6 protein-coding genes are annotated in these 9,561 nt (G+C 64.7%); all 6 read left to right on the top strand.

Features of this window, described 5'->3' with window-relative positions; genetic code table 11:
• Positions 1–61 precede the first annotated feature (61 nt).
• The 6 genes from ACOVRJ_RS21265 to ACOVRJ_RS21240 all read left to right on the top strand — a co-directional run bounded on the left by ACOVRJ_RS21265 (position 62) and on the right by ACOVRJ_RS21240 (position 9,550).
• Positions 62–346 (top strand): DUF3467 domain-containing protein, encoded by a 285-nt coding sequence (locus ACOVRJ_RS21265; RefSeq protein ID WP_295081154.1) that lies wholly within the window; start codon positions 62–64, stop codon positions 344–346.
• A gap of 82 nt (positions 347–428) precedes the next feature.
• The gene (locus ACOVRJ_RS21260; protein WP_422045818.1) at positions 429–2,381 is read left to right on the top strand and encodes an efflux RND transporter periplasmic adaptor subunit; all 1,953 of its coding nucleotides are present in this window, start codon (positions 429–431) and stop codon (positions 2,379–2,381) included.
• A gap of 7 nt (positions 2,382–2,388) precedes the next feature.
• On the top strand, positions 2,389–4,560 hold the full coding sequence (locus ACOVRJ_RS21255) for a PqqD family peptide modification chaperone (protein ID WP_422045817.1): 2,172 nt from the start codon (positions 2,389–2,391) through the stop codon (positions 4,558–4,560).
• Positions 4,560–6,551 carry a hypothetical protein gene (locus ACOVRJ_RS21250; protein WP_422045816.1) on the top strand — a complete coding sequence of 664 codons (1,992 nt, stop codon included), beginning with the start codon at positions 4,560–4,562 and terminating at the stop codon, positions 6,549–6,551. Before ACOVRJ_RS21255 ends, ACOVRJ_RS21250 begins: the two co-directional genes overlap by 1 nt.
• A 5-nt stretch (positions 6,552–6,556) precedes the next feature.
• Entirely contained in the window at positions 6,557–7,429 is an 873-nt protein-coding gene (locus ACOVRJ_RS21245; protein ID WP_422045815.1) for an efflux RND transporter periplasmic adaptor subunit, read from the top strand.
• A gap of 36 nt (positions 7,430–7,465) precedes the next feature.
• Positions 7,466–9,550: a POTRA domain-containing protein gene (locus tag ACOVRJ_RS21240; protein ID WP_422045814.1), complete on the top strand. Its 2,085-nt coding sequence runs from the start codon at positions 7,466–7,468 to the stop codon at positions 9,548–9,550.
• Positions 9,551–9,561: the final 11 nt, after the last annotated feature.

Below are 9,561 nucleotides of genomic sequence, written 5' to 3'. Positions count from 1 at the left end.
GCGCTGCAGTACAGCGCCCCGCTTGATCATCATTTTTTTACCGAAGAAACGAGAGTTTTTGATGAGTACCGAGAACAAATCTCCAGTCGAAGCGATGCCCCAAATCACTTGGGACGATTCCAAGATGGAGACCACCTACGCCAATGTCTGCAATGTGCTGGGCACGCGTGAGGAAATCATGTTGCTGTTCGGGGCCAATCAAGCCTGGCAGACCCAGCAGTCCGAAGTCAAGGTCGCCTTGTCCAACCGCATCGTGTTGAACCCCTATGCCGCCAAGCGCCTGATGACCCTGCTGGAACTGGGCTTGCGCGAATACGAAACCCGCTACGGCGAACTCAAGCTCTGAAGACGCTGCACCTTAAGCCCAGGGCGCTCGCGCAGTCGAGCGCCCGTGTCGGCTGAGTTCCCTACCTTTTTCGACGGTCTCCATGCTCGCGTCCTCTTCCTTCGTCGCCGCACCGGTCTGGCAATTGCTGCTGGACGGCCCGCGCGCGGGCGATCGCCAGGCCTTTCATGCGGCCTGGCTGCATACCTTGGTGCAAGGCCTGCAGCCGGGTGTCAGCGAGGCCGTGCTGGTGCTCGACGGGCGCCACCTGGATGCGAACCCGGGTGAGCTGCAGCCGGCCGCGTTGTGGCCTTTGCATCAAGCCCCCAGCCCGGCATTGACCGGCTTGTGCGAGGAGGCCTTGGCGGTTCGCATGCCGCTGAGTCGTGATGGCATGTTGGCCATGCCCATGCTGGATCAAGTGGGTGTGCAGGCGCGAGAGCAGGGCACCGCTGAACCGGTCTTGCACGGTGTGGTCGGATTGGTTTTCGCGGCTGGGCAGGTCCCGCGTCATGCGCAAGACTGGTTGCGGTGGGGCTTTGGTTGGTTGTTGGGCCAGGGCAGCGCAGCCTCAGGCGAGCGCGCCGACCTGGGCGAGCATGAGCAGGATGCTCTGCGCGAACGCATGTTGCTGGCCTTGGAATTGCTAGTGGCGGTGCTGAGCTGCAGCGATCCCCAGGCCGCTTGCAATACCGCCGTGAACGAAGCCGCGCAGCGCTTGGGCTGTGACCGGGTCTCCATCGGCTTTGGCAGTGGCCGGCGTGTGCGGCTGCAAGCCTTGTCCAATGCGGCTGACTTCTCCCGCCGGCTGGATTTGGCCCATGCCATCGAGGCGGCCATGGATGAGGCTTGCGATCAGGCCCGCCCGGTTCTCTGGCGTGGCGAGCAGGCGGGACCAAGCGCCCCTGGTTCTCAAGCCGCACCGGATCAAGCCGCTGCTGTCGTGCACCGCGAGCATCAACAGCTGGGCCGTGGATTCGGCACGGACACCCTGCTGTCGGTGCCATTTTTCCAAGCTCCTGAGGCGGAGTTGGGTCGGCACGCTTATGGCGTGATCCTGTTTGAATGGACGGGCAAGACGCCCGATCCCCTGGGTTTGCAAATGGCCGAGGGCCTGCCGCCATTGCTGGGCCGGCTCTTGCTGGAAAAGCGCCATGCCCGACGCGCCTGGTATCTGCGCTGGCGAGATGGCTTCGAATCGCAGGCGCGCGCCCTGTTCGGCCCGCGTCATGCCTTGCGCAAGCTGGGTGCTTTGGGCTTGGTGGTGGCGACGCTGTTCCTGGCCACGGCCACCGGTCCGTTCCGCGTGGCGGCCCATGCGGCGCTGGAGGGGCAAGTCCGCCGCGTGGTGGCCGCGCCCTTTGACGGTTTTGTGGCCAGCTCCCTGGTTCGGGCCGGTGATGTGGTTCGGCAGGGTCAAGTGATGGCCTCGCTGGATGATCGCGATATGCGCCTGGAGGCCGAGAAGTGGAGCAGCCAGCAAACCCAGTACGCCAAGCAGGCGCAAGAGGCACAGGCACAGCACAGTCTGGCGCAGATTCAGATTTCGATGGCGCAGATTGCGCAGGCCGCTGCGCAACGTCGCCTGTCCGAGGCCATGGCCGCGCGCAGCGCCATTCGTGCGCCGCTGGACGGCCTGGTGGTCAGCGGTGACCTTTCGCAAAGCCTGGGCGCGGCGTTGAAGAAAGGGCAGAGCCTGTTCGAGATCTCGCCGCTGGACGCCTACCGCGTGATCTTGCTGGTGGATGAAGCCGATGTGGACTTGGTGGCGGTGGGGCAGCGGGGTGAGCTGATGCTGACGGCCATGCCTGGCCGCACCTACCCCTTCACCGTGCGCTTGCTGACGCCGGTGGCCCAGGCCAAGGACGGGCACAACCAGTTTCGCGTCGAAGCTGCGCTGGACTTGCCGCCCGAGGCCGTGCGAGAAGCCCAGCTGCGGCCCGGCATGGAAGGCTTGGGCAAGATCGATATGGGTGAGCGCCGCCTGATCTGGATTTGGACGCACCGCATGTCGGACTGGCTGCGTCTGAAGCTGTGGCAATGGTTGGGCCTGTGAACCAAGCATGAGCTCCAGCCTGTTTTCATCCGCCTGGTACCGCGTGGCCGAGATGCGGCCGCAGCTGCGCGGCCACGCCCGTCTGACTCGGCATCACTACCGCGGCAAACGCTGGTATGTGTTGCAAGACCAGGCCAGCGGACGCTTCATGCGCCTCAACCCAGAGGCGCATCGCATTGTTGCGCTGATGGACGGGCAGCGCACCCTGGCGCAGATCTGGGCGCTGTGCTGCGAGAACCTGGGCGATGCCGCGCCGACGCAAGATGAAGTCCTGCAACTCTTGACCCAGTTGCATCAGGCCAATGTGCTGCTGAGCGAGCGCAAGCCCGATCTGGAGGATTTGGACAAGCGCCGTCGCAAGCTCGGCTGGGCGCGGCTGAAGCAGTACCTGGGTAATCCGCTGTCGTTGAAGTTCCCGCTCTGGGATCCGGATCGCTTCTTGAGTGCCGTGGCCCGCTGCCTGCCGGCTGGGCTGCTGCCTTGGCTGGGGCTGGCGTGGCTGGCCTTGGTGGGCTCGGGCCTGGTGGGCGCCGCCATGCATTGGGAAGAGCTCAGTGCCGACATCAGCACCCGCATCTTCACCAGCGAGAACATGCTGCTGCTGGCCGTGGCCTTCCCGGTGCTGAAGGTCATTCACGAGCTGGGTCATGGCCTGGCGCTCAAGCTTTTCGGCAACAGCTGCCATGAAATGGGGCTGATGTTTCTGGTGGCCGTCCCTGTGCCTTATGTGGACGCCAGCCAGTCGACGGCCTTGGTGTCCAAGCGCCAGCGCATGATCGTGGGCTTGGCCGGCATGATGGCCGAATTGGCGGTGGCCTCGCTGGCCTTGTGGCTGTGGGTGCAGGCGCAACCGGGTGTGGGCAAAGCGTTTTTGCATCAGGTGTTGGTGGCCGCCGGTGTCAGCACGGTGATCTTCAATGCCAATCCCTTGCTGCGCTTCGACGGCTACTACGTGCTGGCGGACTGGTTGGAGATCCCCAATCTGGGCCAGCGCGCCAATCAATACCTCGGCCATTTGATCAAGCGCCACTTGTTCCGCATCGGTGCGGATCAGCCCGCCTCGCAGTTCCATCCCCCGCTGACGCAGCGCGAGGCGCCCTGGTTGCTGAGCTATTGCCTGAGCTCTTTCGTCTACCGCATGACGGTGGCCGTGGCCATTGTCCTGATGGTCGCGCAGCAGTTCTTTTTCATCGGCGTGCTGCTGGCCATTTGGTCGGCCTGGGGCACGGTGGGCGCGCCACTGGTCAAGCACCTCAAATACCTCTGGTCCCATCCCTCGCTGGAGGGGCGCAGAGGCTGGGCTTGGTCGCTGAGCCTTGGCTTGACTTCCGGCTTGGCTGCGATTGTTTTTCTGGTGCCCGTGTCGTCCTGGACCAATACCGAGGGCGTGATTTGGATGCCCGAACAATCGCGCGCACGCGCCAGCCATGCGTGTTTTGGCACCGAGCTTTTGGTGGCACCCGGCGCCCAGGTAGCTGCTGGGCAGGCACTGTTGGGTTGCAGCGATCCGGAGTTGGACGCGCAGTTGGCGCAGGCCGATGCCAAGCGCCGGGAAATCGAGGCCCGGCTGGCCCAGGCCCAGGCCATGGATCGCTTGCAAGCCCAGGTGCAAGAAGCCGAGCTGCGCCATGTGCGCCAGCGCCTGGCGGATTTGCGCCAGCGCCGCGAGCAACTGGCCATCACCAGCCCGGTGGCCGGGCAGTTTGTGATGGCTTCGCCGCAGGACTTCCCCGGCCGCTTCTACGAGCGGGGCGAGGAACTTGCCTATGTGCTGCAGCCCCGTAGCTTCAGCTTGCTGGCCGTGGTGGGCCAGGGCGATGTGGATCAGGTGCGCACCCGCACCAGCCGGGTGGAACTGCGCAGTGTCGAGAATGTCGGCCGCTTGCTGGCCGCGAGCCTGGACCGCGAGGTGCCTGCGGCCACCAACCAGCTGCCCAGCATGGCGCTGGCCTTGCAGGGTGGCGGCAGCATTGGTCTTGATCCGGCCAAGGATCAGGCGGGCCAGGGGCCGCAAACCTTGAACAGCCTGTTCCAGTTTGAATTGCGCCTGCTGGGCGATGAACTGCCCAGTGCAGTGGGGCAGCGCGTGCATGTGCAGTTCGTGCATCCGGATGAACCGCTGGCGCGTCAGTGGTACCGCCCCTTGCGTCAACTCTTCCTTCGTAGCTTCGCCACCTGATGCAGCGCACGCAGCCTTTTGCGCTCGGTTTCCGGGCCGATCCTTATGCACAACGCCGCGACTGGGGTGAGATCTCGGTCTGGGATCGTGCGGCCGATTGGTGCGCGCGTCATCTGCTGCGCCGCGATCAGTTGTCGGCGCGCAGCTTGAATCGCTTTGTCGCCGCCGTTCATCGCGCCGCGGCAGACCTGGAAGGGCTGTCCGCTGAAGCTTGGGGCCTCCAGATTGCGGAACTGCGCCTGGCCCTGGGACGCCAAGGCTTCACCCCGGCGCTGTGCGCCAAAGCATTTGCGCTGATTCGCCTGCAGTCCCAGCGCAGCCTGGGCCTGGCGCATTTCGACACCCAGCTCAAGGGCGCTTACGTCATGCTGCGCGCCCGCGTGCTGGAGATGGACACCGGCGAGGGCAAGACGCTCACCGCCAGCCTGGCCGCTGCCGCCGCCGCCTTGGGTGGCCTGGCGGTGCATGTGATCACGGTGAACGATTACCTGGCCGAACGCGATCGCGACAGTTTGCGCCCGCTGTACGAGGCCCTGGGCTTGAGCAGCGATGTGGTGCTGGAGGCCATGGACGAGTCCGCCCGCCGCGTGGCCTACCGCGCCGACATCGTCTATTGCAGCAACAAGACCGTGGTGTTTGACTATTTGCGCGACCGCCAGCATCTGGAAGAGCGCATGCAGGCTCTGCCCATGGCGTTGGCGCGTGTGTTGAAGTTGCAAGGCCAGCGACCCACGACCTTGCGCGGCCTGCACTTTGCCATCGTCGACGAGGCGGACAGCATCTTCATCGACGAGGCGCGCACGCCGCTGATTCTGTCGGCTCAGCGCTCCGACCCAGCGGCCCAGGCTTATGCCGTTCAGGCCATGGCGCTGGCCGAACAGCTGCGCCTGCCTGAGCATGCGTTTTTGGAGGCCGGGCAGGTCCGTTTGACGCCGGCGGGCCGCGATCATTTGCGCGCCTGCCTGCCGGTCTTGCCGCCGGTCTGGCATGCGCCGCTGCGCAGCGAAGAAGCGGTGCTGCAAGCGCTCACCGCGCTGCATGTCTATCAACGCGATGTGCACTACATCGTGCACGATGGCAAGGTGCAGATCGTTGACGAGAACACCGGCCGCGTGATGGCGGATCGCTCCTGGGAGCGCGGCCTGCATCAAATGGTGGAGGTCAAAGAAGGCGTGGACCAGTCCGCGGCGCGCGAGACCCTGGCTCGCATCAGCTATCAGCTCTTCTTCCGCCGCTATCTGCGTTTGGCTGGCATGACCGGCACTTGCCGCGAAGTGGCCGCCGAAATCGAAGCGGTGTTCGGCCCGGCCGTCACCCGGGTGCCGCCGCGCAAGCCCTCCATGCGCCTGGCCCAAGGCGAGCAGCTGTTGGCGACGATGGCCTTGAAGTGGGAGGCGGTGGCGCAAGCGGTACAGCTGCGCCTGGCGTTGGGTCAGCCGGTGTTGGTGGGCACGCGCTCGATCGCTGCTTCGGAAGCACTCAGTGCTGTCTTGCACGCGCATGGCTTGCCGCATGTGGTGCTCAATGCCAAGCAAGATGCCGACGAGGCCGCCATCGTCGAGGCCGCAGGCCAGGCTGGGCGCATCACCATTGCCACCAATATGGCCGGGCGCGGCACCGATGTGCCGCTCAGCGAGGCCGCACGCGCCGCAGGTGGTTTGCACACCATCCTGACGGAGCGCCATGACAATGCCCGCGTTGACCGCCAATTGATCGGCCGCTGTGCCCGCCAGGGCGATCCCGGCAGCTGGGAGGCCTTGCTCAGCTTGGACGATGAGTTGCTGGCGCAACGCCCCAGCCGCTTGTTGGAGACGCTGCGCCAGGTGCTCTTGAAGCACCCGGGGCAGCGCCAGGCTCAGCGCCTGGGCTTGTGGCTGTATCGCCGCGCCCAGGCGCGCAAGGAACGTGAACATGGCCGCGTGCGGCGCAATCTTTTGAAGACCGACTTCCAGACCCGGCAGTCGCTGTCGTTCAGTGGACAAATGGAGTGACGATGATGAACTTTCCGACCCCTCCGGGTCATCTTTCCGCCAGGGCGCTTGCCCAAGCTTTGCCGGGTACTCGCGTGCTTTCGCGCAGCCTGGCACTGCTGGCACTGGCTGTGGGTTTGTCTTTCGCACCCATGCTGGATTTGCAAGCGCAGCCGATGTTGAGCCCGGCGGATCTGGCCCGGCTGAATGCGGCGGGGGCTGCAGCGCCTATGCCTATTGCGGAGACCTTGTGCCTGATCGAGCCCTCGCAGGAAGTCAATGTGGGCACGCCGGTTGATGGGGTGCTGGAGGGCATTTATGCCGACCGCGGCGATATGGTTCGTGTCGGCCAAGTCTTGGCGCGTCTGAGTTCCGGCGTGGAGCAGGCGTCCGCTGATTTGCAAGCGGCCAAGGCCGAGTTTGGTGCCCGCAAGCGCGCACGTAACGAGGAATTGCATCGCAAGGAGTTGATCTCTCAGCACGAGTTGGATGAGCTCAACACCGAGTTGCAAATCGCCGAGTTGGAACTCAAGGAGCGCCAAGAGCTACTCAAGCTGCGCGCGGTGGTCAGCCCGATCAACGGCGTCATCGTGGATCGCCTGCGCAATCGCGGTGACTTGGTCAAACAAGAGCGGATTTTTCGCATCGCCCAGATCGATCCCTTGCATGTGGAGGCCGTGGTGCCGGCGAGCCGTTTTGGCCGTATCCAGGTCGGCCAAAGCTACGATGTGCAGCTGCTGCTCGCCGGAGGTCGTGTACGCGCCCAAGCGACCCAGGTGGACCGGGTCATTGACGCCGCCAGCAACACCTTTCGCGTGCGCCTGAAGCTCGCCAATCCCAACCATCAAATTCCTCCTGGCCAGCGTTGCCAGATCCAGTTCGGCGCCCCGCGCGGCTGATCCTGAAATAGATAAGCGCTTTTGACCCTGAAAACCATGAAAACAATGAACCGTCCAACGGGAGTACAAGCTAACTCGCAGGCCAAGCTGACTTGCGCCTTGCTGATGTTTGCGCCGGTGCTGGCGCCTGCAGCCAACCCGGACATGGAGCGTCCGGATGTGGGTGTGGTGGCGGAAAGCCTGCGCCGCGTCGATGAACGCCCGGCCCTGCCGCGCTCGGCCAACAAGACCGTGATCCGCGCCAATCAGCCGCGCGTGCAAACGGGGCTCAGCAGCCTGCGCATGTCCTTGGGAGAGTTGCGCTTCGAAGGAGATTCGGGCGTTTCCAGCACGGAGCTGAACAAGGTCTTGGCGCCCTGGGCCGGGCGTGAGCTGAGTTTTTCTGAATACGAAACCGCCGTGCATGCGGTGGCGCAGTACCTGCGTGAGAACGGCCACCCGCAGGCCGAGGTGCGGGTCTCGACGGCGCAGGTGCAGGGCGGCCAAGTGGCTATCGCCATCCAAGGCCTGACGCCGGTGGTTTCATCCACCCAGCTCGCGCAAGCACCCGCAGCGCCCGAGCTGCCGCCGCAACAAGCGGAACCGCGCGTTTTCGTCAAAACCTTCAAGGTGGACGGTGTGGTGCAAGTCTCGGCCGCCGAGATTCAAGCCAAGCTGGAGCCTTTTGCCGAGCGCGCCTTGACACTGCAGCAACTGGACCAAGCCACCGCGGCTGTGGCGGGCCTGCTGCAAGAAAAGGGCTATGGCCTGGCTCAAGCCTATCTGCCGCCGCAGCGCATCGACGGCGGCGAGGTCACGATTGCCGTGCAGCAAGGTCTGGTGGATGCCACGCCCGGCCAGCGCGGGCTCAAGATCGAAGGCGCTGGCGAGCGTGTGCAGGCCAAGGTGATTGAAGCACTGCTGGCGCCAGCGGTGCGGCCAGGTGAGCCGCTGAATACGCTGGAGTTGGACCGCGCCCTGCGCTTGGTGGCCGAAGTGCCGGGTATCAAATCCGCACGCGCCGCTTTGAGCCCGGGCGAGCAGCCCGGCAGCACACAGGCCGTGGCCACGGTGGAAGAGGCACGTCTGATCAGTGGCTCGGTGTGGGCGGATAACCATGGCAGCCCTTACGTGGGCACCGGTCGTAGCAATGCTCTGGTGAACCTGAATAGCCCGGCCGGTCTGGGCGAGCAGTACAGCCTCAATCTGAGCCATTCCTCGGGCATGGACAGCCTCAAGCTGGCCTCGCAGATGCTGGTGGGCGCGCAAGGTGGCAAGCTGGGTGCCTCTTGGTCAAATATGCGCATGAATCTGGGCCAGGACGTGACGGCACTGGACTTGAACAGCCGCAGCACCATCTTCTCGCTGTTCGGTAGCCAGCCGATGGAGCGCTCCTTGCGCCGCAACAGCACCTTGCTGGCCAATCTGGACATCAAGCGGCTCGACAACCGCGTGGTCGGCACGCTGCGCCAGACACGCTCGATCGACGTGGGCAGCCTGACTTGGGTGGGCGACTCGCTGGATGCCAGTGGCGCCCAGTGGGCCTGGAATGGCACGGCCTCGCTGGGCCGCTTGAGCGCGCCTGAAGGCTCGGACTTGGCCGCGATGGACCGCCAGACCGCTCGCAGCATCGGCTCTTTCGGCAAGCTCAATGCAGGCTTCAGCCGCCTGGCCCGCTTCGCGGATGCTCCGGCCTGGTCCTTCTACGCCAGCTTGTCCGCGCAGTTGGCGAGCCGCAATCTCGACGGTGCCGAGAAATTCCAGCTTGGCGGCCCGACCGGCGTGCGCGCCTACCCCGTGGGCGAGGGCCTGGGCGACGCGGGCTGGCTGGGCACGGCGGAGCTGCGTTACAGCATCGTCTTGCCCCAGGGCCAGATGCAGCTGTTTGCCTTCTACGACGCGGGCGGCTTACGCCAGTACAAGGATCTGTGGCAGAACGCGCTGCCGGCAGGCCGTCCCAACTACTTCACCCTGCATGGTGCAGGCTTAGGCGCTCAACTCAGCTATCAAGACCAAGGCAGCGTCCGACTGGTCTATGCCAACAAGCTGGGCAGCAACCCCAATCCCACGGCAGCGAATACAGACAGCGATGGTCAGACCAAGAACAGCCGCATCTGGGTTATCGGCAACATCGCCTTCTGAAGCAGCTTCGC

Source organism: Roseateles sp. (assembly GCF_049240545.1).
Taxonomy (GTDB): domain Bacteria; phylum Pseudomonadota; class Gammaproteobacteria; order Burkholderiales; family Burkholderiaceae_C; genus Paucibacter_A.
Note: the sequence above shows the minus strand (reverse complement) of the source record. Positions and strands in the feature narration are given on the sequence as shown.